This window comes from Paenibacillus sp. PK3_47 (assembly GCF_023520895.1).
Lineage (GTDB): Bacteria > Bacillota > Bacilli > Paenibacillales > Paenibacillaceae > Paenibacillus_AQ.
Genome location: NZ_CP026029.1, coordinates 2671656 through 2696227, shown reverse-complemented (window position 1 = coordinate 2696227; position 24572 = coordinate 2671656). Strand labels below are relative to the sequence as shown.

Sequence of the window (24572 nt, the reverse complement as noted above, 5' to 3'; positions counted from 1 at the left end):
TATTACTTTCACAAAAGTAGCACAATTAAACGCCATGGTCTTATATCTTCTATTTTTGATTTCTTTTAGCATTGACAGGGGTATTTGCCCTTTCCGCTTATGTCTTCGGTACATAGACTGTAAGGACATGAAGAGTAGCTTTCTGGCCTGTTTTTGTCCAAAAAGTCATAACCCCATATCCTTATATTATAACATTATTTAGTTGTCTTGTCCTGAATTTTCAGCTTTGAAGGAGGAAGATAATGAGGATTCAAAGGGTCTCCAGTAAATGGGCCAAAACAAAAGTCATTTTGCAAAACCGTCCGCTGTCAGTCTTCATTCCGGAAACGCGGAAGTATAGCCTGGACAGTCTGAAGGAACTGCTCGGGCTGTATGGAACAGTGTTTATAAAACCCGACCGCGGTACCTACGGTAACGGAGTCATGCGGGCAGAACAGCGTATAGTACATTTAAGTTCAAGCGAGCAGCAGCCGGGTACCGAGCATAGTGAATCAGAGGGAAATGAAGCCCTCCTCTCCCAGCAGATCATGTATGTCCTCAGATATAATATGGATGCAGAAGCTTTCTCCTCACCGGAACTGCTTCATGCAGCGATTAAGCGGCGGATTCAGGGACGTGTCTATCTGATCCAGCAGGGTATTGATCTTCTACGTCATGACGACCGCCCCTTTGACCTCAGGATACTTACGCAAAAAAATCTGAAAGGCGGCTGGGAGACAACAGGAATGGTGGGAAGAGTCGCCGCTCCGCTCAAAATCGTCACCAATTATCATAGCGGCGGCAGCGTTCTGCCCGTAAAAGCGCTGCTTAAAGGCCATATGATTCCGGATGAGCTGACAAAAGCGGTTCAAAACCTGAAGAACCTTGGAGTACGGATCGCCGCCCAGCTGGAAACCGCCTATCCTGACATCAAGGAAATTGGTCTGGATGTAGCGCTGGACCAGCATCATGATCCTTGGCTGCTCGAGGTCAATACGCTTCCTGCCATTATGGTGTTCAAGCAGTTTCCCGATAAATCGATCTACCGCAGAATTCACCGCTACGCTGTAGCTTACGGACGCCTTAAGAAAAGCAAAACAACCGCCAAAGCTTCCTCCCGCCGCAAGTCCCTCTCTAAACGTTAACCAGCATCTTCGTCCCAATAAAAGAACCTCCGGGCAGCTATTCATCTGGAGAATAGCACCCGGAGGTTCCGTATGAAACATCGTCACAGCCTGGTGTGACAGGTTCTTGATTTAAATATCAAGGTTGCGCACAGATTGGGCATGTTCATGTATGAACTCACGCCGCGGCTCCACATTATCTCCCATAAGCGTATCGAAGATACCGTCAGCCAGAATAGCGTCCTCAATCGTAACCTGAAGCATGGTGCGGCTCTCAGGGTCCATCGTTGTATCCCAGAGCTGCTCCGCGTTCATCTCTCCCAGTCCTTTGTAGCGCTGTACGTTAACCTTCACGTTCTCGCCGAAGCTGGCGATGATCTCGTCACGTTCCTTCTCGGACTGTGCGTAGCGGATTACCTTGTTGCGCTCAATCTTGAAGAGCGGCGGCTGGGCGATATAAATAAAGCCCGCTTCGATGATCTTCCGCATGTAGCGGTAGAAGAAGGTCAGCAGCAAGGTACGGATGTGGGCACCGTCTACGTCAGCGTCTGTCATAATGACGATTTTGTGATAACGCGCCTTCGACAGGTCGAATTCATCGCTGATCCCTGTTCCCAGAGCTGTAATAATTGCGCGGATCTCGGCATTGGACAAAATGCGGTCAAGCCGTGCTTTTTCCACGTTCAGAATCTTACCGCGCAGCGGCAGGATCGCCTGGAAGTGGCGGTCGCGGCCCTGCTTGGCAGAACCTCCGGCAGAGTCACCTTCGACGATATACAGCTCACTGATCGAAGCGTCCTTGGAAGAGCAGTCGGCCAACTTGCCCGGAAGGGCGCTGACTTCAAGCGCACTCTTGCGGCGGGTCAGCTCACGGGCTTTGCGTGCTGCTTCACGTGCACGTGAAGCCTGCAGCGCTTTATCCAGTACACGGCGGGAAACAGCCGGGTTCTCCTCCAGGAATTCCTGAAGCTTCTCACCGAACAGCGACTCGACTACCCCGCGGACTTCACTGTTGCCGAGTTTGGTCTTGGTCTGTCCCTCAAACTGCGGCTCCGGAATTTTGACAGAAATAATCGCTGTTAGTCCTTCACGGACATCATCCCCGGTGAGGTTGCCGCTGCTGTCCTTAATGACGCCGGTCTTGCGGGCATAATCATTAATAATCCGGGTCAATGCGCTCTTAAAGCCGGATTCATGTGTTCCGCCTTCATGCGTATTAATATTATTGGCAAAAGAATAAATATTCTCGGTATATGAATCGTTATATTGCAGAGCCACTTCCACCGCAATCATATCACGCGAGCCTTCCACGTAAATTGGTTCCTCGTGCAGCGCCTCTTTTTTCTCATTGAGATATTTCACATATTCCACGATACCGCCATCGTACTTGAACGTATTGGAAGTCCCGGTCCGTTCATCCGTCAGTGAAAGCTCAATTCCCTTGTTCAGGAATGCCAGCTCACGGATACGGGTAAGCAGGGTCGTATAATCATACACAGTTGTTTCGGTGAAAATCTCCGGATCGGGAAGGAAGGTTGTAGTCGTTCCTGTCTCGTCGGAATCGCCGATAATCTTGATATCATACTGCGGGGCACCGCGTCTGTACTCCTGCCGGTACGCATGGCCGTCACGTTTGACCGTTACAACCACTTTCTCGGACAACGCGTTCACGACAGATATACCTACACCGTGAAGACCGCCGGAAACTTTATATCCACCGCCTCCGAATTTACCGCCTGCATGCAGAACGGTCATTACAACTTCCAGAGTCGATTTCTTCAGCTTTACGTTCTCTCCGACAGGGATACCCCGTCCGTTATCAATAACCGTAATGCTGTTATCTTCATGAATAATCACTTGAATCCGGTCGCAAAAACCTGCCAGCGCCTCATCGATACTATTATCGACGACCTCCCAGACCAAATGATGCAGACCTTTGGAGCTGGTGGAGCCGATGTACATGCCGGGACGTTTCCGAACAGCCTCCAGCCCTTCCAGTACCTGAATCTGGCTCTCATCATATGTCGGTTGATTCATTGACATGCCTTCACCTACTTCTTTCTGATTATCTCTTATAACTTCAAAACTTTATATTTCTAACAAGATTTTGGCTCTTTTTTTGAGAGTGGAGGAGGAAATGGGGGAGTAGTACACAGTATTTTTGGTGACGACTATGGATTTCGCTTCCTCTTCACCGATTCGTTCCAGTCTTTTATCCTGTTCGGAATGAATAATGAACTGCTTCGACACTTTGGAGGATTTCTCAATCGATATATCAAAGATAGCAATCAGCTCTGAGGACCGAATAACCTTTTCTCCGCCCAAATGTATATACATAGACTTCCTCCGCTCTTTATAGCTCCACTTTTCCGTCATGGACATGATACAGGCTTGCGCCTTTCAGCTTGTCGGTGCTTAGTCCCTCTACACCGGTGGCGGTGATGAAGGTTTGGACCTTGCTCTGAAAAGTTTCTATGAGCTGGGTCTGACGGTAGGGATCAAGCTCGGACAGAACATCATCAAGAAGCAGCACAGGATACTCTCCGATCTCCTCATGGATCAGCTCGATTTCCGCCAGCTTAAGTGATAAAGCCGCCGTACGCTGCTGCCCCTGGGAACCGTAGACCTGAGCTTCTCTTCCGTTGATAAAAAAGGACAGGTCATCCCTATGGGGACCCGTCAGCGTCATGCCGCGCCTGATTTCCTGTTCTCTCGTTTGTGATAACTTTAACATAAAATTGTCTAATAAGACAGCTTCATCTTCCGTATCGCGTTCTCCAAAAGAAGGGACATACAGTAATTTGAGCTCTTCTCCGCCATTCGTAATTCCCTTATGAATGGTCTCGGCCCATATTTGCAGCTTCTTTATGAATTGTTTCCTTTTTTTGACGATTTTAACACCATGCTCAACAAGTTGGGCATCCCAAATTTCCAGCAGCTCTTTGCCCGAGGCTTCCTTCCCCCATAACTGCTTGAGCAGATTCCCTCTTTGCACCAGTATCTTCTGGTATTGCTGCAGGTGAAAAAGGTAGCTTGGCTGCACCTGTCCGATCTCCATATCCAGGAACCGGCGTCTGATTCCCGGTGTCCCTTTTACGATTTCCAGATCTTCGGGGGCAAACATCACCACATTAAGCGATCCTACAAACTCACTAAGCCGGCGCTGCTCCAGTCCGTTAATCTTGGCTTTTTTGCCTTGGGCGGACAGGATCAGCTCCAGCTTCAAATCCCCGTATTTACGTTCTATTTCGGCTGTAATCTGTGCCGCACCACCTGGAGCATCAAATGAGATGAGCTCCTTATCCTTGGAGGTACGGTGGCTTTTGGTCATGGCCAGGACAAATAGGGCCTCCATGAGGTTTGTTTTGCCCTGGGCATTCTGACCGAGGATCAGGTTTACATCGCCCAGGTTCTCTAGACGCAGCAGGCCGTAGTTGCGGTAATTCTGCAGGCCGATATTTTTAACAAACACGAAGCCCTTCCTCCTTGGGTGACTACTCTTTTATTCCGCCGCCTTCAACTTCGAAAACGCCGTTGTCCTGAACCTCTATTGTATCACCCGGGTACAGCTTTCTTCCACGCCGGTCTTCTTTTTCCCCGTTCACAAGCACATGCCCTTCCTGCAGCAGCGCTTTGGCCATCCCCCCTGTGGATACACAATCGGAGAGTTTCAAAAACTGGTCCAGCTTAATATATCCACTGTGGATAAGTATTTTTTTCATGTTTTTTATCCTTTCCACCACTTATCCACAAGTTCATGGACAGCGGCGTTAATTGGTTGTGCGGTATGGCAGAATGACGTACAGGCTCTTGCTTTCATCCAGCGGCTTCAAAATGATCGGGCTCATCATTCCCGTAAAGGCGATAACGAGCTGCTCACTTTCTACAACCTTCAGCACATCAAGCATATATTTGGAGTTGAAGGAGATTTTGAGCGGTTCGCCTTTGAAATCAATGACTTCCAGCTCTTCACGGACTTTACCCAGCTCCGAGGAACTGGAAGAGATCTCAACATCGCCGTTCTCCAGCGTCTGCATGCGGACGATATTTGTTTTTTCTTCACGGGACAGCAAATAAGCGCGGTCAATCGATTCGCTTAATTTTTTTGTATCAAGAGTCAGTTCTGTTTTGTAGCTGGTCGGAATAATTCTAGAAGTATCCGGATATACGCCGTCCAGGATGCGGGAATAGAACAGGACCTTGTCAATTTTGAACAGCACCTGGTTATCGGCAACGACAATATCAACCAGCATATTCTGGTCAGGGATGATTTTACTGAGCTCATTCAGCGTTTTACCGGCAATAACTACATTTCCGAAGTGAACATTCTCCGTACCTTCCAGATGGGCGGCTCTTGTTGCCAGCCGGTGGCGGTCAGTCGCGGTGAACTTGAATTCATTATCCTGAAGATTCCACAGAATACCTGTCAGAATCGGTGTTGTCTCTTGGGTGGAGATGGAAAAGGCAGTCTGTTTGATCATATTTTTCAGCAGGTCGCCGGGAATCGAGATGGTGTCGTTCTCTTCGATGCTTGGCAGCACAGGAAATTCCTCAGGATCAAGGCCGACGATCTGGATTTCGGTGGAACCGGAAGAGATATAGGTTTGAAAGCCCTCCTTCACTTCCATATGAATTTCTTTGGAGGGAAGCTTCTTGATGATCTCGACGAAAAACTTGGCGGGAAGCACAACGCTGCCGGGCCGTTCCACTTTGACGATCGTATGGCTGTCATTCTCTGCCGGTATAAAAGACTGGATGGAAATATCGGTATCGCTTGCCGTCAAAGTAACGCCCTGGTGATTAACCTCCAGCTTGATACCGGTCAGAATCGGGATGGTTGTTCTGCTGGAAATGGCCTTGGAAACGTGTCCGATGGATTCGTTGAGTTCATTTTTAAGAATGCTTATTTTCATGATTTCACTCCTAGCTGAAAAATTGGGAAATTGCCGCTTTTGAATTCTTCTTCCTGCAGGCTGTTTAGAAGATGAATTATTATAGATCTTTAATAGTATTAGTAGTAGGGGCTCCGTTTATGTGGATAACTCCTGAGAACCGCATAAAATTAAGCCTACCCACATGTGTATAGATTGTGTATAGGCTCTTTGTTCCTCTTAGGAAGGATTTTTAATTTTCTCCGCAAGATTATTTACCACTTTGTACAACTCCTGATCGACCTTTAGAGACTGTGTAATCTTCTCATGGGCATGTATGACAGTTGTATGGTCCCTTCCCCCAAATGCCTCCCCGATCTTCGGCAAGGAATAATCGGTTAACTCGCGGGATAGATACATGGCAATCTGTCTTGGAAAAGCAACGGCTTTGGTACGCTTGCGCGCTTTGAAATCCTCCATGCGCAGGTTGTAGTATTCACCGACCTTTTGCTGAATATCACCGATCGTGATCATCTTCGGCCGGCTGGATGGAATGATATCCTTCAGCGCTTCGGCTGCCAGATGCGTAGTCACGTCCTGGTTAGTCAGAGAAGAGTAGGCTACAACCCGTATAAGAGCACCTTCCAGTTCACGGATGTTCGTGTCGATCTGGTTGGCGATGTACATCATAGCTTCATTGGGAATATCCAGGTTCTCCGCCTTGGCTTTCTTACGGAGAATTGCAATCCGTGTCTCCAGATCCGGCGGCTGGATATCGGTGATCAGTCCCCATTCAAAACGGGAACGCAGCCGTTCTTCCAGGGTGGGAATTTCCTTTGGGGGACGGTCGCTGGAGATGATAATTTGCTTGCGCTCTTCATGCAGAGCGTTGAACGTATGGAAAAATTCCTCCTGCGTGGATTCTTTGCCGGCCAGGAATTGAATATCGTCAATGAGCAGAATGTCTACGTTGCGGTATTTATTCCGGAAGCTCTCCCCGCGGTTATCACGGATGGAGTTGATGAATTCATTCGTAAACTTCTCGGAAGAGATATAAATAACCTTATTGTTAGGGTTATGCTCCAGCACATAATGCCCGATGGCATGCATTAAGTGAGTCTTGCCGAGGCCCACCCCGCCGTATAAAAACAAAGGGTTGTAAGCTTTGGCGGGCGCTTCCGCCACGGCCAGTGAGGCCGCATGCGCAAACCGGTTGCCTGAACCGATTACGAACGTATCGAAAGTGTACTTCGGATTGAGCAGATGCGTCTGCGCTTCTTCGCGGGATACCGCGGGAGAAGGAGCTGCCTGCTGGATCACCGGCTCTGCCGGCTTGTTCTCCTCAATCACAAACTTCACGTCAACCTGTTGTCCGGTGACTTCAAACACGGTCGCTCCTACCAGCTTTGTGTAACGACTTTCCAGCCATTCAACGGCAAAAGTTGTAGGTGCCGAGATGATCAGGGCCTGAGAATTGAAGGTTATCGCCTTCGTAGCTTTAAACCATGTATCAAAGCTCGGTTTGCTTAGTTTGGTTTGAATAATCGATAAAATTTGCTGCCATAATTCGGAAGTATGGCTGTCCACAGACTGTCACTCCTTTAAATCTTCCAAATGTGGCATCAGCCATGAAGTGGAAATGTCGAAGAAAATGGGTTACTGCTGAATATTATCCCCAGTATGCAATATAAAGAGACAAAAAAATATGGATAAATTTGAATTGTTCACAACTTTATCCACAGCTTGTTGATAATATATAGAACAAACAAATCTATTCACATTCAAAAGTAATACCATCATAGCAAAATCACCCTTGTTTTTCAATGAGCCGAGCTATTTTATCCACAAATTCAATCACTTGTGTATAATTTTTAGGAACAACACTACATATTGTTGATAATTTGTTTATCGTTCGACAGGTTCCGTCACCGGTTCGATATTTTTATACACAGGTTGTGCTCATATGTGAGTAGTCGACTTTTGCGAATAGTCACAGGTGGATAACTGTTAAGCCCTGTGGATTAATTTTTTTTGCCGGGGTGCTGTGGATAAAAGCCTCTAAAAAAGAGGGAGGAAGGAAGCACAGTGGTGGTTGACTTTCTGCCTAATTATGTGTTTAAATATATAAAGGTGTTTTCTGTGAGGATATGTCTCCAAATTTAATTGATGATACTTGTAGATACTGTCCCTACTCAAAAGAGCGGCTTAGACCGTTTCTGCTAATATGGCAGTAATTAAGATCCTGTAAGGGAGGTGCAATACATGAGACCGACGTTCAAACCGAATGTGAGCAAACGCAAGAAGGTACATGGTTTCCGCAAAAGAATGAGCACAAAAAACGGCCGTAAAGTGCTGGCAGCCCGCCGCCTTAAAGGCAGAAAAGTTTTGAGTGCGTAAGTTAGGCCGCTAGGGACCACTGCTGTGGTCCTTTTTAAATATAAGGAAGTCTAACCCCTCAGAATTTCTTCTTTCCTTATATATTGCTTAAAAATGACTGCCCTGTTCATGATGAAGAGGCTGCTTTTTTCAGCGTTCTGTAAATTACTTAAGCTCTGCAGAGGATGATAGCTTCACTTTGCGGGGCTTTTTTAATGTATAAGAATGTTACCAAATTATGAATTTATATCGGGGGGCCAAGCTGTTTATGGTGTATCCCCGGTGACTATACTATTAGAAGAAAAATTTCCGGACTCCCAGGATCCGGTCTTTGATAGGAGATTTACCGTGCACAAAAGCTTACGATTAAGAAACCGTGCCGACTTCAGCCGCGTATACCGCCATGGGAAGTCATTTGCGAATCATCAGTTTGTGGTGTATTGGTTCAACCGAAAAGAGGTGGAGCGGTTCCGGCTTGGTGTGTCGGTCAGCAAGAAGGTTGGAAACGCCGTTGTCCGCAACCGGATGAGACGGCTGGTCAAGGAAATTGTCCGCCATCATGAACCCGAAATTGCCGGCGGGCTGGATATGGTATTTATCGTTAGAAAAGGCGCCCTCGCCATGGATTACGCCGAGCTCGAGAAAAGCGCGCTTCATGTCATGCGCAAAGCCAAGCTGCTCAAGGCCTCACGCAAGTAATGACGGCATAAGAGGCTTGTTTATTTGTATTCATAATTATGGTATGATTTACGGTGCAATGGAATGTTGAAGAGAGGGGTTTTGAAGTGTCTCTATTGAAGACTAAACGAGGAAAACAGTTTCTCCTCCTCGGGTTAATGGTTTTGATGATTGCTGTTCTGTCAGGTTGCGCTCCGTCATCAACGGTTACGCACACTACAGAGGATTTGAAGAATGGAGGCTTCTGGCAGAGTAACGTTGTTTATTATTTCGCCATTTCCCTCGATACGTTCGCTAAGTGGTTCAATGGACAATATGGACTAGCCGTATTAGTAATGGTTATTATTGTCCGCACGCTGATCCTGCCGCTTACCATGAAACAGGTGAAAAGCTCGCGTGCGATGCAGGCCATTCAACCGGAGCTCCAGAAAATCCAGAAAAAATATAAAGATCAGCCTGAGAAGGTACAGCAGGAAACGATGCGCCTGTTCCAGGAGAATAAGGTTAATCCAATGGCCGGCTGTCTGCCGCTGATCGTGCAAATGCCTATTTTTATCGCACTTTACAATTCGATTTATTATAACCCTGATCTGCGGGAGCATTCCTTCCTGTGGCTCCAGCTCGGCCAGCCTGACCATTTGTTCATCCTGCCGCTGCTCGCTGCCGCAACTACTTTCCTGCAAACCCGTATGATGATGAAAATGAATCCGGTACAACAGCAGGGTCCAATGCAGTTCATGATGATGGTGTATCCGGTTCTGATCTTCATCATGTCGTACAACTTCCCGGCCGCTCTGCCTCTGTACTGGGTGTACAGCAACATCTATACCATAGTTCAAAACTACTTCTTATACCGTAACAACGATACAGCCAAGCTGGCTGTTGCAAATGCCGGTGCAGGCGCTGCCAGCAGCAAAGAAGTGAATCTGACGAAGTCCAAGGATACAAGTGCCCGCAAGGATGTTACTCCCGTTGCCAAAGGCAACAGCGGTAAGGCGAAGAAGAAGGGGGCCAAAAAGTCAAAATGAGCAAAATCGTCGCAACAGGGAAAACCATTGAAGAAGCTGTAGAACGGGGACTAAGCCAGCTTGGAGTTCAAAAGGACCGGGTAACGGTCAACGTACTTGAACAGCCGTCAAGAGGATTCCTTGGATTGATCGGTGCGAAGGGCGCCAAGGTTGAATTGACCTTGATTCCCGAAGCCGCACCGGCGTCAGCGGCGAGTGCTCCGTCACTGCCTCAGCAGTCAACCAGAGAGAGCAAACAGGAGGCTGTCGGCGGCGTGCCGCGCCAAGATTCCGGACAACCGGTGGAGGAAGCCTATCAGGAGGCCGTTCAATTCATTGTGGATGTCGCCAAGAGCATGGGGCTCACGGTGGAAGTAGAAATCGTTCATACCAAGGAATCGACCATTCTGCAGATATCCGGTCCGGATCTGGGGCTGCTGATCGGCAGAAGAGGACAAACTCTCGATGCTTTGCAATATTTGGCCAACATTGTGGCCAACCGTTATTCAGACAGTTTTATCCGGCTGGTGCTGGACGCGGAGAATTTCCGCGAACGCCGCAAGAAGACACTGGAGGAGCTGGCCGACAGGCTCGCGGCACGGGTCATCCGGACGCGTAAAGAGGTTGTGCTCGAACCCATGTCCCCGCAGGAGCGGAAGATTATCCACTCCAGACTGCAGGATCACCGCCAGGTCAATACCCTGAGCAAGGGTGAAGAACCGAACCGCCGTGTCGTTATAACATTGAAGTAGTATTATATGCCGCAATGACTCCTTGACCAACGTAAGGGGTCATTGTTTTTTTACACAAGGGATGAAGAGTGGCGGAAACGGAATCCATCCATTTCAGGCTGGGGTTCCGTTTCTTCTTCATATAAGAAAGTATCGATTATATAGAGGTGAATATAGTATGCTTAGTGATACCATTGCCGCCGTATCCACGGCCTTAGGTGAGGGGGGAATTGCGATCATCCGCGTTAGCGGACCCGGGGCCATTTCCCAGGTGGAGCCGCTGTTCCGCAGCCGTACACCGCTGACCCAAGTAGAATCCCATACCGTTCATTACGGTCATATCATAGACCCGGATAACGGGGAACTGATGGAAGAAGTGCTGGTAACTGTGATGAAGGGGCCGCGTTCCTTTACGACAGAGGATGTAGTGGAGATCAGTGCCCATGGCGGCGTTATCTCCGTAAGAAGAGTGATGGACCTGCTTCTTCAGCAGGATATCCGGCTTGCAGAGCCGGGTGAATTCACCAAGCGCGCTTTTCTGGGCGGGCGGATTGATCTGTCCCAGGCGGAGGCGGTTATCGATCTGATCCGCTCCAAATCGGACCGGGCTTTTTCCGTTGCGCTTAAGCAGGTCAGCGGCTCTTTGTCCCAGCGTATCCAGCAGCTTCGTCATACACTGATTGAGACACTTGCGCATATTGAGGTCAATATCGATTATCCGGAGCATGATGTGGAATCGTTGACGGCTGATTTTATCAAAGACAAGAGCAGTGAAGTTATGGAGGGCATTAACAAGCTCCTGAAGACGGCAAGTGAAGGAAAGATTCTGCGCGAAGGAATAACGACAGCGATTGTAGGACGGCCCAATGTCGGCAAGTCTTCACTGCTTAATGCACTTGCACGGGATAATAAGGCGATTGTAACAGACATTCCCGGAACCACCCGCGATGTCATTGAAGAATATGTGACGATTAACAACATCCCGCTGAAGCTCCTCGATACTGCAGGAATTCGTGAAACGATGGACGTGGTGGAGAAAATCGGAGTCGAACGCTCCAAGGCCGCTTTTAGCGATGCAGACCTGATTCTGCTTGTACTTAATGCCAGTGAAGAGCTGCATGAAGATGAATTGGCACTAATGGAACAAATCCACGGTAGACAAGCATTGGTCATCATGAATAAAATGGACTTACCGCCGCGTCTGGATAAGGCCAAGCTGCTTACGTACTTTAACGAGTCGAGCCTTGTGCCGATGTCTGTCTTGGAAGAGAAGGGGCTTGACCATCTGGAAGAGGCGATTTCCGAGCTCTTTTTTGGCGGCAAGCTGGAATCCGGAGATCTGACGTATGTCAGCAATGTCCGGCATATCGCACTGCTCAAAAAAGCGTATAAGTCCCTGCAGGATGCGTATGAGGCTGCAGATATGCTTGTTCCGATTGATATGATTCAGATTGATGTGCGGCTGGCCTGGGAACAGCTTGGAGAGATTATTGGCGATACCGCTGCTGATTCCCTGCTGGACCAGATTTTCTCGCAGTTCTGTTTAGGTAAATAACATGCCTTTGAAGGCATGAGCTGTATATAAATTTCTACACCTTTAGGAGGTAACAAGATATGAGTTATGAAGGAGGCAGCTATGACGTTGTGGTCATAGGCGCCGGCCATGCCGGCTGCGAAGCTGCTCTGGCTGCGGCCCGGATGGGCTGCAATACATTGATGATTACCATTAACCTGGATATGGTCGCATTCATGCCCTGCAACCCGTCGATTGGCGGACCTGCCAAGGGTCATGTTGTACGGGAGATTGATGCACTGGGCGGCGAAATGGGCCGCAATATAGATAAGACCTTCATCCAGCTGCGGATGCTTAATACCGGCAAAGGACCGGCAGTACATGCACTGCGTGCCCAGGCCGATAAATTCCTGTATCAGCATGCCATGAAGGAAACTATGGAGAAGACTCCAAATCTTACTCTGCGTCAGGGAATGGTCGAAGAGCTGATTGTTGAGGATGGAGTCTGCGCCGGCGTTATTACCAAGACCGGAACAGTCTACCGCAGCAAAACGGTGATTTTGACTACAGGCACCTATCTGCGCGGCAAAGTGATTATGGGCGAGCTGCAGTATGAGAGCGGACCAAATAATCAGCAGCCTTCCGTACGTCTGTCGGAGAACCTGCGTGAGCTTGGTTTTGACCTCGTGCGCTTTAAGACAGGTACCCCGCCGCGTGTGCATAAAGATACAATTGACTTCTCAAAAACGGAAATTCAGCCAGGAGATGACAAACCAAAGTTCTTCTCCTTTGAGACCAAATCTTCTCAGAATGAACAGCTTCCCTGCTGGCTGACTTATACTTCTGAAGTCACTCATCAGATTATTAATGATAATCTTCACCGTGCGCCGATGTTTACAGGAATCATTGAAGGTACCGGCCCGCGTTATTGTCCTTCTATTGAAGATAAGGTGGTCCGTTTCAGCGATAAATCGAAACACCAGATTTTCCTGGAGCCTGAAGGTAAAAACACATCGGAATACTACGTTCAAGGTCTGTCCACCAGTCTGCCTGAAGATGTCCAGCTTTCCGTTCTCCGTTCGATTCCGGGGATGGAAAAGGTTGAAATGATGCGTAATGGTTATGCTATCGAATATGATGCGATGGTGCCTACCCAGCTGTGGCCTTCCCTGGAAACGAAGCGTCTGCCTGGACTGTTCACCGCAGGACAGATTAACGGAACCTCCGGATACGAAGAAGCCGCAGGGCAGGGGGTCATGGCGGGAATTAATGCAGCACGTAAGGTGCAGGATAAGGAGCCGGTTGTACTGGACCGTTCCCAGGGCTATATCGGTGTACTGATCGATGATCTGGTGACTAAAGGAACCAATGAGCCCTACCGTCTGCTTACTTCACGCGCTGAATACCGTTTGCTGCTGCGCCATGATAATGCTGACCTGCGTCTGACTCCTATTGGTTATGAAATCGGGCTGATACCGCAGCAGCGTTATGATGCCTTCCTGGATAAAAAAGAACGGGTAGACCGCGAAATTGCCCGTCTTCAAGAAACAAAGATTAAGCCAAATGAAGTTAATGAAGCATTGGCCGGATTCGATTCGGCTCCAATCGTGGATGGAAGTAATCTGCTTGTCCTGATGCGCCGTCCTGAGGTTGCTTACAGCTTCGTGGATCAAGTGTCACCGTCTCCGGAAGAACTGGATGAAGAGATGAAGGAGCAGGTCGAAATTCAGATCAAATACGCCGGTTATATCGAGAAGCAGCTTCAGCATGTAGAGAAACTGCAAAAGATGGAGAAGAAGAAGATTCCGGATGATATCGACTATAACGAGATTCACGGATTAGCCATGGAGGCACGGCAGAAGCTGACCCAAATCGCTCCGATTTCTATAGGCCAGGCTTCCCGGATCGCAGGTGTAACACCGGCTGATATTTCAATTCTGCTTGTATATCTGGAGCACTATAACCGGGTAACGGCGGCGAGAGGATAACTATGGACAACACTGCAGCACAGTTCATTGATTTATTAAAAGAACAAGGGATCGAGCTTTCAGCGAAGCAGCTGGAACAGTTCGGGCTGTATTTTCAGGAGCTGGTGTCCTGGAACGAAAAAATGAACCTGACCGGAATCACGGAACGTGATCAAGTATATATGAAGCATTTTTATGACTCTCTTTCACTTTCCTTCTATATAAATATGAATGAAGTGAGCAGCTTGGCAGATATCGGTTCGGGAGCTGGTTTTCCGGGGATCCCCCTGAAAATTTGTTTTCCCCATTTGAAGCTGATGATTGTTGATTCGCTCAGCAAGAGGATTTCCTTTCTACAGCATATTTGCGATACGCTTGGGTTAAAGGATGTACAGTTGATCCATGGACGGGCAGAGGATGTATCCAGGGTTTTTGCCCATCGGGATGCTTATGATGTCGTAACCGCCCGCGCTGTAGCCCGTCTATCGCTGCTGAATGAATTTTGCCTGCCTTTCACTAAAAAGGACGGCATCTTTGCAGCAATGAAGGGTAATGATCCTTCCGAGGAATTGGCTGAAGCCAAACGAAGTCTTAAGGAGCTGCGTGCTGAGCTTCAAAAGGTGGAGTCCTTCAGTCTGCCTGTCGAGGAGTCATCACGCCATATTGTTATGATCCGTAAGACAGGTGCAACACCAGCCAAGTATCCGCGCAAAGCCGGTATTCCGGCTAAATCTCCGCTTATTTAATTGTTTCACGTGAAACAAACCTCATATTGCTTAACTTCAAGATCAAGCTGCTCATTTAAGATGAGGGCTTGATCTTTTTTTGGATGCAGGAAAAATAGGTCTTTATGGAGAATAGGATTATGAGAGAAAAGATGATAGAATAATATAGTAAGAGTTTTAAACAATGACAATATTTCTAACCGGGTGTTATTCACAGGATCAAGAGTTCTAAGCCTGCTTTCACAGGCTGTTTTATTGCTGTACGATGAGCTTTTCCAGAAGCAAGGTCAAGAGGATCGTACTATAACGAAATTAGGTGGTTATGAACGGAATGAAAGAACAATTCACCAAGCTTTTTGGATTTACCGAGCGGAGCAGCGGAGAAGAAATCAAACAAATCCCGGTTCATGAGGTCATTAGCAGTCCTTATCAGCCACGGACCATATTTGATGATGAGAAGATAGACGAGCTATGCCAGACCATTAAGACACATGGTGTTATTCAGCCGATTGTGGTGCGCCTGCGTGATTCACAGTATGAAATTATTGCTGGTGAACGCCGCTGGCGGGCAGTCAAGAAGCTTGGTCTCGACACTATTCCTGCTATTGTCCGTGAATTCAATGATTCACAGGCCGCATCTATTGCTCTGATCGAAAACTTGCAGCGTGAAGGGTTAACGTCAATTGAAGAAGCCATTGCTTATCAGAAATTGATTGATATTCATCAGTTGACTCAAGAGAGCTTGGCTCAGCGTCTTGGGAAAAGCCAGTCTACCATTGCCAATAAAATTCGTTTGCTGCAGCTGCCTGAAGAGGTTAAAACAGCTCTTATGGAACGCCAGATTACTGAACGGCACGCCCGCTCGCTGCTCTCACTGGATAGTGTGGAAATGCAGTTGAAGGTGTTGGCTGAGATTATATCCAAAGGGTTGAACGTTAAGCAGACTGAAGCCCGAATTGCTTTTTACAAGACCGTTACACAGCATAAGAAGTCCAAACGGGTATCCTATACGAAGGATGTCCGCCTCGCGCTTAATACAATTCGTCAATCCATAGATATGGTTACAGGCTCAGGTATGGAAATCAAAACCTCCGAAAACGACCGCGGTGACCACTACGAGATTGTGATTCAGATTCCTAAAAGATAAATTGTTCAAAGCTGAAGGCGGCCCTGAGGTGATTGGCCGCCTTTTCTGTGACCTGGACCAGGGGGTATCGATAATGAACATCAAAACTACCCTGCAATGTCACACCATAATAGTACACGACCTACAAGATGATTTTTCCTAACAATTCGAGGTGAAATAAGTGTCCAAGATTATTGCCATAGCAAATCAAAAAGGCGGGGTTGGTAAAACCACAACTTCAGTCAACCTTGGTGCCGGAATGGCTACTTTGGGGAAACGGGTACTGCTTGTCGATATCGATCCGCAAGGCAACACTACAAGCGGAGTAGGTGTGAACAAAGCGGATGTAGCAAATTGCGTGTATGATATTTTAATTAATGATGCAGAACCTAAAGATACAATTTTGGAAACACAGATCGAAGGACTCCATATTATTCCGGCAACGATTCAATTAGCGGGAGCAGAGATCGAACTGGTCTCCACAATCTCCAGAGAATTGAAATTGAAAAAGGCACTGAATACGGTTAAAAGCAATTATGACTATATCATTATCGATTGCCCTCCGTCGCTCGGCATACTTACTATAAATTCCCTGACTGCTGCTGATTCGGTCATTATTCCTATTCAGTGTGAATACTATGCACTTGAAGGGTTGAGCCAGCTGCTTAATACTGTGAGACTTGTGCAAAAGAACCTTAATCCGCATTTGAAGATTGAAGGGGTTCTCTTAACGATGCTTGATGCCCGGACTAATCTGGGAATACAGGTAATAGAAGAGGTTAAGAAGTATTTTCAAGAAAAGGTATATCGAACCATTATTCCGCGCAATGTGCGGTTAAGTGAAGCACCTTCGCATGGACAATCCATCATTACGTATGACTCCCGCTCTAAAGGAGCAGAGGTATATTTAGAGTTGGCAAAGGAAGTGATCTCTTATGAGTAAGCGTTTAGGGAAGGGGCTGGATGCGTTAATTCCATCCTTATCTATCAATGAAGATGATAAGGTTGTGGAGATTCCTTTGGGCCAGTTGCGTGCGAACCCTTACCAACCGCGAAAAGACTTTAATGAAGAGGCAATTCAGGAGCTGGCGGAATCCATCAGACAGCATGGTGTGATTCAGCCGATTATTGTCCGCAGTGTATTGAAGGGATATGAAATCATTGCCGGTGAACGCAGATTTAGGGCTTCCCAGTATTGCGGCAAAGCGACCATCCCGGCGGTAGTCCGCAGTCTAAGCGATCAGCAGGTAATGGAAATTGCCCTTATTGAAAACTTACAGCGTGAAAATTTGAATGCCATGGAGATTGCTGTTGCTTATCAAGGGTTGATGGATCAGTTCTCCCTGACGCAAGAGGAACTGTCACTGAAGGTCGGTAAATCCAGATCGCATATTGCTAACTTTTTACGCTTGTTAACCTTGCCTGAAGAGGTAAAAGAATATGTTTCACGTGGAACAATTTCCATGGGACATGCGCGGGCCATTGTGGGGCTGAAGGATCCAGAGACGATTAAGCATTTGGCTGAACAATGTGTAGAGCAAGAGTGGAACGTTAGACAGCTGGAAGAAATCGTGAAGAACCTGGACCGCAAGCCGATTAATGGAATTAAAGCGAAGGTGGTCAAGCAGGATCCTTACATTAACAATGTTGAGGAGACTTTGCGTGAACGGTTTAAAACCACTGTAAAAATTAAACAGGGTAAAGAAAAAGGGAAAATCGAGATCAATTATTACAGCCCCCAAGACCTGGAAAGACTACTGGAACTGTTAGGCAACTAATGCGGATATCTGTGACCCATAACATATCCTGAGATATCCTTAATACGGATATGGAGGGGTATGTTTTTTAAACTGAACAGAGGGGTGAAAAGATGGAGCAACTGGTGTACCTGGATCACGCGGCTACCTCATGGCCGAAACCGCCTGAAGTTACTGCGGCGATGATAGATGCAATGCAGCATTCCGGTGCAAATGCAGGCCGCGGAAATCACGCATTAGCTATAGGTACGGGAAGAGTGATGGTAAGGGCACGGGGCCAGCTGGCCGAGCTTTTTTGTGCGTCCAATCCCCAGGATATTGCTTTTACCCATAATACGACGATGGGGCTAAATATGGCTATCAGGGGAACACTTCAAGCAGGAGATCATGTGATATCGACTATGACAGAGCATAATTCTGTGCGCAGGCCGCTGGAATATTTGCGCCAGTCCATAGGTATTGATATCGATTATCTGCAGGTGGACAGCCAGGGGCAGCTAAATCTTCAGCAGCTGAAAAAAAGCTTTAAGCCAAATACAAAAATGGTGATTTGTAATCATAGCTCCAATCTTCTCGGCAGTATCCTTCCTATAGGGGAAATCGGAGATATAGTGAAATCACAAGGAGCTGTGTTTCTGGTAGATGCAGCCCAAAGCGCAGGCTCACTGGACATTGATGTAGGGAAGATGAATATCGACCTGCTTGCCTTTCCCGGCCACAAAGGGCTGCTTGGTCCCCAGGGCACAGGGGGTATATATATATCACCGGCACTTGACCTCGAACCGTTAATGCTCGGAGGTACGGGCAGCCAGTCGGAAAATAGTGCACAGCCTGCTGTACGTCCTGACCGCTATGAAGCAGGTACTCAGAATGCTGTGGGAATCGCAGGTTTGCTTGCAGGAGTTAGAAAGATCAAATCTCTTGGGCTGTCTACTATTCATGAGCAGGAATGGCAGCTGACGCAAAAGCTGATGGAGGGACTGTCCGGAATACCCGGAATGAGAATTCTGGGTCCGGATATCGGTGCACCGCGGAGCGGGATCGTGTCTTTCATAATTGAAGGACAGGATTCGGCTGATATCGCGTACCGGCTGGACCGTGATTACAACATCGCTGTTCGAGCCGGTATGCATTGTACACCGCTGGCACACCAGGCTGCAGATACACTGAAGAGCGGAGCTGTCAGAGCGAGCGTAGGCCCCAGCACAACAAACGAAGAAATTACAAAAATGCTGGATGCGATGGTGGAATTATATGGCCGTACCCGCAGCAGATAATTAAAAAGGATGGTCCATACATGTCAGAATTGAATGAGATTATTAATGAACAATTAGCAGGGGTAATCATGGCCTTTGCTGCTGTTATTGTTGTGATGGCAATCATTCAGATCACCCAAGCGGTAAAGCTTCGTAAGATGCGCCGCAGATATGAAGCCATGATGGCCGGTTCTGGAGTGGAAGATCTCGAGAGCCTGCTGATTGATCTGAAAACCCAAAGCGACATGCTGGAAGAAGGCCAGCGTGAACATCAGGCACTGCTGGAAGCGGCACAGGGCAAAATCCGCGGCATGAAATCGAAGGTAGCCGTGAAGCGTTATAATGCTTTTGGAGAGCGCGGCAATGACCTGAGCTTCTCACTGGCTATTGTTGATGATAACCGTAATGGTATTGTGCTCACCAGCCTGCATAACAGGGAAAACTCTTATATCTACTCCAAACCGGTCGAGGGTGGAGAGTCCCAGTATCCTTTATCACCGGAGGAAAAAGAGGTTATTGCTCAAGCGCTGCAGCAGATTTAGCATGAAGTTTCCACTGCTTGAGGGCAGAGTAAAGACTGGTCGCAATAATATCGGACAACCGCATTACCAGGCTAAGCCGGGTGTTTTGTAATACAAAATATTCCATAAAACCGCCGACATTCACAATGCCGGTCAAATGAATATCACCGACAGGCGGCAGCTGTTTGTTAACACCGGCACCCGGTCTTAAGGGTCCGTCCACAACCTGTATGCTTCCTACACTGGTCGAATGCCCCAGGCAGGCGTCGATTCCAATGATAAAAGGATCGTTATATTTGGCATAAATAGCCCCAAGCGTCTCTTCGAGATTAACTGCATGCACAGGCTCGTCCAGTGTTCCATACAAATGGAACAGGGGGCTGTGAAAGCGGGCTAAGGAAGTGCCGACAAGCGGCCCCAGGGAATCTCCGGTAGAGCGGTCAGTGCCTACACAGACAATCACAATCGGGGTGTCCGGGCGGGTCCGTGAGAAGTGGAACAGCAGACGGTGTGTAATAGCAGAATAGATATCAGGATCGGTATGCGATATTTTCAGACAGGACAGTTCTTGCAGCGGCGCAGCTTTAGAAGAGAAATTCATACCATCTTCCTTTCTGGACAGAACGTATAGGGTACGCATCAGTATTACTCTTTCTTTCACTCTGGCAACTGAGCTAATGATCCTAGTATATGGATGAAAGAGACTTTTTATACTACACGGGCAAGAGATAGGACAATAAGCCCAGAGGGAGTCGTAATATGGAGGAAGAGCTTCTGATTGCGTTTGATTCCACCCAGCAGGCACTGCGGGCCGAAATGCTGCTGGAATATGCCGAGATCGAGATTGATATTTTCCCCACACCCAAGGAAATAACAGCCGGCTGTGCGATGTCAATCCAGTTCGGTCAGCAGGCACTCGAAGAGGTGCGGGAGATTGTGAGGGAACAAAATGTGGAAATCCGCGGCATATTCGGCAAGCTGAAGGATGGCAGCGGATATACTATGATTGAAGATTAGGAGGGGCCATATGAAGGAGTGGATTTTGGCATCAGCAGCTACAGATGAAGCTGTGCAGGAAGTGGTCCGGTTCAAGGACAGGTTATGGAACTGGGCGAGCAATGCGGATATGTGGGCGAATGTACTGTTTTCGGGTCTGCGAATTCTTGTGATCTTCCTTGTCACCCGGATAATCATTAAACTTGTCTATAGTGTCATCGACCGTTCTATGGAACGGGAAACCGGGGGAAGATCGCTTGCCCACAGCCGCAGATTCTCAACGGTTGGCGGTTTGCTGAAGAATGTGGTGACCGTTATATGTAATTTCGTTATGATCATGCTTATTCTCGCGGAATTCAACTTTGACCTGGGACCGCTGATTGCAGGTGCAGGGGTTATTGGCCTTGCCATTGGTTTCGGGGCCCAAAGTTTGGTCAAGGATGTTATTACAGGCTTCTTTATTATTTTTGAGGATCAGTTCGCGGTGGGTGATGTGATTCAGACAGGGACGTTTAAAGGAACGGTGGAAATGATCGGGCTGCGGACAACCCGTCTGCTGAGTACTACCGGTGAGGTCCATATCATTCCTAACGGTACAATCATCAATGTAACCAATTATTCACTGGCTAATGCCCTGGCGGTTGTGGATGTTCCTGTAAAGATGGAGCGGGGCCTTGAAGCAACGCTTGCGCTGATTGGCCAGGCATTGAAAGGCATTGAAGAGCGTAATGAAAGTGTGCTTGCTTACCCCAATATTCTTGGAATCCAGTCCATGAGCACTTCCGAGTATGTCATCCGGGTAGCCGCGAATTGCCAGCCTAATGCCAGAGATATTGCAGAACGGCAAATTCAGGCTGATATCAAGCAGGCGCTGGAGCATCAGGCCAAGCTGGAGGCGGCTGAGGCTGAGCAGAAAGCGCGTGAACAGGCTGCACAGGAAGCTGAGGCTGCGGAGAAGGCGAGACTGGCGCAGGAGGCAGAAGAGGGGGCAGAAGATCAGCATACACAGGGCCGGGCTGAACCCAGTCCCAGACGGCAGATCGCCGTTACCAGAGAGGAAAAGGGAGAAGAGGGGGAAAACTGATGGAACGTAAGGTTTTTCAGCTGGGGGATATTGTGCTGATGAAAAAACCGCATCCGTGCGGCACCAATGAGATGGAGATTATCCGTATGGGCATGGATATCCGGATTAAATGTACGGGCTGTCAGCATAGTGTCCTGATTCCCCGCGCAAAGTTCGAAAAGAACATGAAAAAAGTGCTGAGATCCACGCAGCAGCCAGAGCTGAATAATTAAGCTTGCCAAAGTAAATAAATCATGATATGATAAATCATGCTGTGGAGAGGTACCCAAGAGGCCCAAGGGGGCTGACTCGAAATCAGTTAGGCGTGTCACAGCGTGCGTGGGTTCGAATCCCACCCTCTCCGCCACTACAGCATTTTATAATTCGTTAATTCAAGCCTTCGCTTAAGATGCGGAGGCTTTTTTGTTTTCAGCATAATTACATGAAGCAAGACATGCAAAAAGAGGGACCTTGCGGTCCCTCTCCAGAGGCAGTACATCAATGATGTTCGGAAGATCTTTGTCTAAAGCGTCTAAAGTGATTGGGCTTTGCTGAAGCTGATAACCTTTTTTAAGGGTACAGCCTTACACTTCCCGTGTTACGATAGTTGCCGATTCGGAAATCCCAGTGATTTGTTCGACTACGAAGTCCAACGGAACCACACCTCTCTTTTGTACTGCCTGATATTATTATGGTCCGGAATGTGCTGCCCTATACATGTGTTATAAAAATTAATGGACCCGTGCTTTTTCAACCTTTTTCCACTTGCGGTTTTTGTTCGTCGTCTCCGGAAAGGTATCGCCCTTTTCCATCGTAATCCGTTTCGGATTATTGATTTGGGTATGGAAGCTGCGGGCTTCCCCTACTTCTGTATAGACTCCGGGGTTAGGCGCCTTATCGCCTTTTTCATACTCAGTCTGCTCACCCATGTAAATCCCTCCTCAGATGATGTAGTAATGCGGTTATATTGTGTGCCAGGCGGGGGGGGTTCATGTAGCCCATTAGCTCCCAATAATCAGCGGATATTATTTTGACTTGCAATCAGATTCACAATTTGGTAAACTAATTTGGTGCGAGTCTATGTTTGTGCTCGTTCCTTGCTCCTGGCAATGATCAGGGGCCGCAGACCATAAGGAGGTGAAAATTATGCGCAAATATGAAGTCATGTACATTATTCGTCCTGACATTGAACAAGAAGCCGTTCAAGCAGCAGTCGAAAAATTCCAAGGCATCATCTCCAACGGCGGAGAAATTACAAAGCACGATGTGCAAGGTAAACGCCGTCTTGCGTATGAGATCAAGAAATTCCGTGATGGCGTTTTTGTATTGGTTAACTTTACTGCTGAACCTGCAGTAGTTACTGAGCTTGAGCGTATCATGAAGATTTCCGACGAAGTTATTCGTTATCTCATTACGAACGACGTTGCCTAAGATCTTGACAAGCTTTGTAGTGAATCGCTGTAAAGGAGGGGACTAGATTTGTTGAACCGTATCATTCTGATCGGTCGGTTGACCCGTGACCCGGAACTTCGTTATACTCCCGCTGGTGTCGCCGTAACACAGTTTACGCTTGCCGTAGACCGTAACTTTACGGGCCAGAACGGTGAACGCGAAGCGGACTTTATCCCGGTAGTAACCTGGAGACAGCTGGCTGAGACCTGTGCCAATTACTTGCGCAAAGGACGTCTGGCAGCCGTAGAAGGACGCATCCAAGTGCGGAATTACGAGAATAACGAAGGCAAACGTGTATACGTAACTGAAGTTATTGCTGATAATGTCCGTTTCCTGGAATCCTCGCAGAACCGTGAAGGCGGAAATACATCCAGTGGTGCAGGCATGCCTGAAGAACCAGCCTATGGCGGTGGCGGTAACAGTGGACGCGGAAATAACAATAATTTCTCGCGTAACAACAATAATCAAGATCCTTTTTCCGGCGATGGAAAACCGATCGATATATCGGACGATGATTTGCCATTTTAATAAGGAAGGACTGAAACGAACATGGCTTTCAAACAAAGAGAAGGCGGAGACAACGACAAAAGACCTGCACGTCGTGGTGGACGCAACAAGCGCAAAAAAGTGTGCTACTTCACTGTGAACAAAATCACTCACATTGACTATAAAGACACTGAGCTTCTTAAGAAGTTCATCAGCGAACGCGGAAAGATTCTGCCGCGTCGTGTAACTGGTACAAGTGCAAAATACCAACGCGCTCTGACCATTGCTGTAAAACGCTCGCGTCAAATCGCGCTGCTGCCTTACACAACGGAATAGGACGTTTTATAGAAGCAGCCGGCCCAGCCGGCTGCTTTTTTGCTGCGTCTGAAAGAGGTCTGGCTATGGTTGAAGCAAGGCTAATTACATATAATATAATGTGACAGCTTAAATGAGGCTGTACTTAATGAACAAACTGGAGGATGGAGTATGATCAGCGCAGGCCCTTATGTAATTATCGAAAATGTACGGGAATCCGTAGAATATTACCAGAGTATTTTTGGAGGAGAAGTTAAGGTTCTCAATGAACACCAGGGCAAGCTGCTGCATGCTGAGCTGTGGCTTGGCCAGAATCCGATTCATTTCTCCGATGATTATGGCAAAGGTGCCAAGACGGATAATGTGAGCATTATTTTGACGCTGGATAATGAAGATCAGCTGCGCGGAATCTATGATAGACTGATTGCCGACGGCGGTAAAGCGGCAGTCGAGCTGCAAAAAACCTTCTTCGGCGCGCTTCATGGACAAGTTACTGACGGCAGAAACAGGATTACCTGGGTTATGAATTGTTTTACCGCCAATTGACCTTCTTCTGCAAATGTAGTAAATTACAGGTATCCTAATGAATAAAGGGGAAATTTTGATGTTGGTGAGCGTTCTTAACTAAG

The 24572-nt window shown here is 47.6% G+C and carries 28 protein-coding genes and 1 tRNA gene; 21 read left to right on the top strand and 8 right to left on the bottom strand.

Features of this window, described 5'->3' with window-relative positions:
• The first annotated feature begins 242 nt into the window (after positions 1-242).
• On the top strand, positions 243-1124 hold the full coding sequence (locus tag C2I18_RS12095; protein ID WP_249901420.1) for a YheC/YheD family protein: 882 nt from the start codon (positions 243-245) through the stop codon (positions 1122-1124).
• Positions 1125-1235: 111 nt separating this feature from the next.
• Here C2I18_RS12095 and gyrB read toward each other — a convergent pair whose 3' ends face one another.
• The 6 genes from gyrB to dnaA form a co-directional block, all read right to left on the bottom strand.
• The gene (gyrB, locus tag C2I18_RS12090; RefSeq protein ID WP_249901418.1) at positions 1236-3146 is read right to left on the bottom strand and encodes a DNA topoisomerase (ATP-hydrolyzing) subunit B; all 1911 of its coding nucleotides are present in this window, start codon (positions 3144-3146) and stop codon (positions 1236-1238) included.
• Positions 3147-3191: 45 nt separating this feature from the next.
• Positions 3192-3440, bottom strand: a complete 249-nt coding sequence (gene remB, locus C2I18_RS12085) for an extracellular matrix regulator RemB (protein WP_249901417.1) — start codon at positions 3438-3440, stop codon at positions 3192-3194.
• 16 nt (positions 3441-3456) lie between these two features.
• The gene (gene recF, locus C2I18_RS12080; RefSeq protein ID WP_249901416.1) at positions 3457-4575 is read right to left on the bottom strand and encodes a DNA replication/repair protein RecF; all 1119 of its coding nucleotides are present in this window, start codon (positions 4573-4575) and stop codon (positions 3457-3459) included.
• Positions 4576-4597: 22 nt separating this feature from the next.
• A complete protein-coding gene (gene yaaA, locus C2I18_RS12075) occupies positions 4598-4825 on the bottom strand; it encodes a S4 domain-containing protein YaaA (protein WP_249901415.1) in 228 nt (75 codons plus the stop codon).
• Between the two features lie 48 nt (positions 4826-4873).
• The gene (dnaN, locus tag C2I18_RS12070) at positions 4874-6016 is read right to left on the bottom strand and encodes a DNA polymerase III subunit beta (protein ID WP_249901414.1); all 1143 of its coding nucleotides are present in this window, start codon (positions 6014-6016) and stop codon (positions 4874-4876) included.
• 198 nt (positions 6017-6214) lie between these two features.
• Complete coding sequence (gene dnaA / locus C2I18_RS12065) at positions 6215-7561, bottom strand: chromosomal replication initiator protein DnaA (protein WP_249901413.1); 1347 nt, start codon at positions 7559-7561, stop codon at positions 6215-6217.
• Between the two features lie 675 nt (positions 7562-8236).
• Here dnaA and rpmH point away from each other — a divergent pair.
• The 12 genes from rpmH to C2I18_RS12005 all read left to right on the top strand — a co-directional run bounded on the left by rpmH (position 8237) and on the right by C2I18_RS12005 (position 19652).
• Complete coding sequence (rpmH, locus tag C2I18_RS12060; protein WP_019914530.1) at positions 8237-8371, top strand: 50S ribosomal protein L34; 135 nt, start codon at positions 8237-8239, stop codon at positions 8369-8371.
• Positions 8372-8698: 327 nt separating this feature from the next.
• A complete protein-coding gene (rnpA, locus tag C2I18_RS12055) occupies positions 8699-9049 on the top strand; it encodes a ribonuclease P protein component (protein WP_249901412.1) in 351 nt (116 codons plus the stop codon).
• Between the two features lie 86 nt (positions 9050-9135).
• Positions 9136-10056 (top strand): YidC/Oxa1 family membrane protein insertase, encoded by a 921-nt coding sequence (locus C2I18_RS12050; protein ID WP_249901411.1) that lies wholly within the window; start codon positions 9136-9138, stop codon positions 10054-10056.
• Positions 10053-10787, top strand: coding sequence for an RNA-binding cell elongation regulator Jag/EloR (gene jag / locus C2I18_RS12045; protein WP_249901410.1), 735 nt, complete (start codon positions 10053-10055; stop codon positions 10785-10787). Before C2I18_RS12050 ends, jag begins: the two co-directional genes overlap by 4 nt.
• 157 nt (positions 10788-10944) lie before the next feature.
• Positions 10945-12321: a tRNA uridine-5-carboxymethylaminomethyl(34) synthesis GTPase MnmE gene (gene mnmE / locus C2I18_RS12040; RefSeq protein WP_249901409.1), complete on the top strand. Its 1377-nt coding sequence runs from the start codon at positions 10945-10947 to the stop codon at positions 12319-12321.
• 59 nt (positions 12322-12380) lie between these two features.
• Positions 12381-14267, top strand: coding sequence for a tRNA uridine-5-carboxymethylaminomethyl(34) synthesis enzyme MnmG (mnmG, locus tag C2I18_RS12035; RefSeq protein ID WP_249901408.1), 1887 nt, complete (start codon positions 12381-12383; stop codon positions 14265-14267).
• A gap of 2 nt (positions 14268-14269) precedes the next feature.
• The gene (gene rsmG / locus C2I18_RS12030; protein ID WP_249901407.1) at positions 14270-14992 is read left to right on the top strand and encodes a 16S rRNA (guanine(527)-N(7))-methyltransferase RsmG; all 723 of its coding nucleotides are present in this window, start codon (positions 14270-14272) and stop codon (positions 14990-14992) included.
• Positions 14993-15302: 310 nt separating this feature from the next.
• Positions 15303-16118: a nucleoid occlusion protein gene (gene noc, locus C2I18_RS12025; protein WP_249901406.1), complete on the top strand. Its 816-nt coding sequence runs from the start codon at positions 15303-15305 to the stop codon at positions 16116-16118.
• 160 nt (positions 16119-16278) lie between these two features.
• The gene (locus C2I18_RS12020) at positions 16279-17040 is read left to right on the top strand and encodes a ParA family protein (RefSeq protein ID WP_249901405.1); all 762 of its coding nucleotides are present in this window, start codon (positions 16279-16281) and stop codon (positions 17038-17040) included.
• Positions 17033-17875 carry a ParB/RepB/Spo0J family partition protein gene (locus tag C2I18_RS12015; RefSeq protein WP_249901404.1) on the top strand — a complete coding sequence of 281 codons (843 nt, stop codon included), beginning with the start codon at positions 17033-17035 and terminating at the stop codon, positions 17873-17875. The genes C2I18_RS12020 and C2I18_RS12015 overlap by 8 nt, the downstream gene beginning before the upstream one ends.
• A gap of 92 nt (positions 17876-17967) precedes the next feature.
• Positions 17968-19131, top strand: a complete 1164-nt coding sequence (locus C2I18_RS12010) for an aminotransferase class V-fold PLP-dependent enzyme (RefSeq protein ID WP_249901403.1) — start codon at positions 17968-17970, stop codon at positions 19129-19131.
• A 20-nt stretch (positions 19132-19151) separates the two neighbouring features.
• A complete protein-coding gene (locus C2I18_RS12005) occupies positions 19152-19652 on the top strand; it encodes a DUF4446 family protein (protein ID WP_249901402.1) in 501 nt (166 codons plus the stop codon).
• Here the strand turns inward: C2I18_RS12005 and yyaC are convergent.
• Complete coding sequence (yyaC, locus tag C2I18_RS12000) at positions 19624-20232, bottom strand: spore protease YyaC (protein WP_249901401.1); 609 nt, start codon at positions 20230-20232, stop codon at positions 19624-19626. The genes C2I18_RS12005 and yyaC overlap by 29 nt on opposite strands.
• Before the next feature lie 158 nt (positions 20233-20390).
• Here yyaC and C2I18_RS11995 point away from each other — a divergent pair, with 158 nt between their 5' ends.
• The 4 genes from C2I18_RS11995 to C2I18_RS11980 all read left to right on the top strand — a co-directional run bounded on the left by C2I18_RS11995 (position 20391) and on the right by C2I18_RS11980 (position 22057).
• Positions 20391-20648 carry a putative Se/S carrier protein gene (locus C2I18_RS11995; protein WP_249901400.1) on the top strand — a complete coding sequence of 86 codons (258 nt, stop codon included), beginning with the start codon at positions 20391-20393 and terminating at the stop codon, positions 20646-20648.
• Positions 20649-20658: 10 nt separating this feature from the next.
• Positions 20659-21711 carry a mechanosensitive ion channel family protein gene (locus C2I18_RS11990; protein ID WP_249901399.1) on the top strand — a complete coding sequence of 351 codons (1053 nt, stop codon included), beginning with the start codon at positions 20659-20661 and terminating at the stop codon, positions 21709-21711.
• Positions 21711-21923, top strand: a complete 213-nt coding sequence (locus tag C2I18_RS11985; protein ID WP_249901398.1) for a DUF951 domain-containing protein — start codon at positions 21711-21713, stop codon at positions 21921-21923. The genes C2I18_RS11990 and C2I18_RS11985 overlap by 1 nt, the downstream gene beginning before the upstream one ends.
• 43 nt (positions 21924-21966) lie before the next feature.
• Positions 21967-22057: transfer RNA gene (locus C2I18_RS11980), tRNA-Ser, on the top strand.
• Between the two features lie 364 nt (positions 22058-22421).
• Here C2I18_RS11980 and C2I18_RS11975 read toward each other — a convergent pair.
• Entirely contained in the window at positions 22422-22619 is a 198-nt protein-coding gene (locus tag C2I18_RS11975) for a YjzC family protein (protein ID WP_249901397.1), read from the bottom strand.
• A 217-nt stretch (positions 22620-22836) separates the two neighbouring features.
• Here C2I18_RS11975 and rpsF point away from each other — a divergent pair, with 217 nt between their 5' ends.
• The 4 genes from rpsF (at position 22837) to C2I18_RS11955 (ending at position 24489) form a co-directional block, all read left to right on the top strand.
• On the top strand, positions 22837-23121 hold the full coding sequence (gene rpsF / locus C2I18_RS11970) for a 30S ribosomal protein S6 (protein ID WP_189028975.1): 285 nt from the start codon (positions 22837-22839) through the stop codon (positions 23119-23121).
• A 48-nt stretch (positions 23122-23169) separates the two neighbouring features.
• A complete protein-coding gene (gene ssb, locus C2I18_RS11965) occupies positions 23170-23670 on the top strand; it encodes a single-stranded DNA-binding protein (protein ID WP_249901396.1) in 501 nt (166 codons plus the stop codon).
• A gap of 21 nt (positions 23671-23691) precedes the next feature.
• Positions 23692-23964 (top strand): 30S ribosomal protein S18, encoded by a 273-nt coding sequence (gene rpsR / locus C2I18_RS11960; protein WP_019914552.1) that lies wholly within the window; start codon positions 23692-23694, stop codon positions 23962-23964.
• Positions 23965-24114: 150 nt separating this feature from the next.
• Positions 24115-24489, top strand: coding sequence for a VOC family protein (locus tag C2I18_RS11955; RefSeq protein ID WP_249901395.1), 375 nt, complete (start codon positions 24115-24117; stop codon positions 24487-24489).
• The last annotated feature ends 83 nt before the right edge of the window (positions 24490-24572 follow it).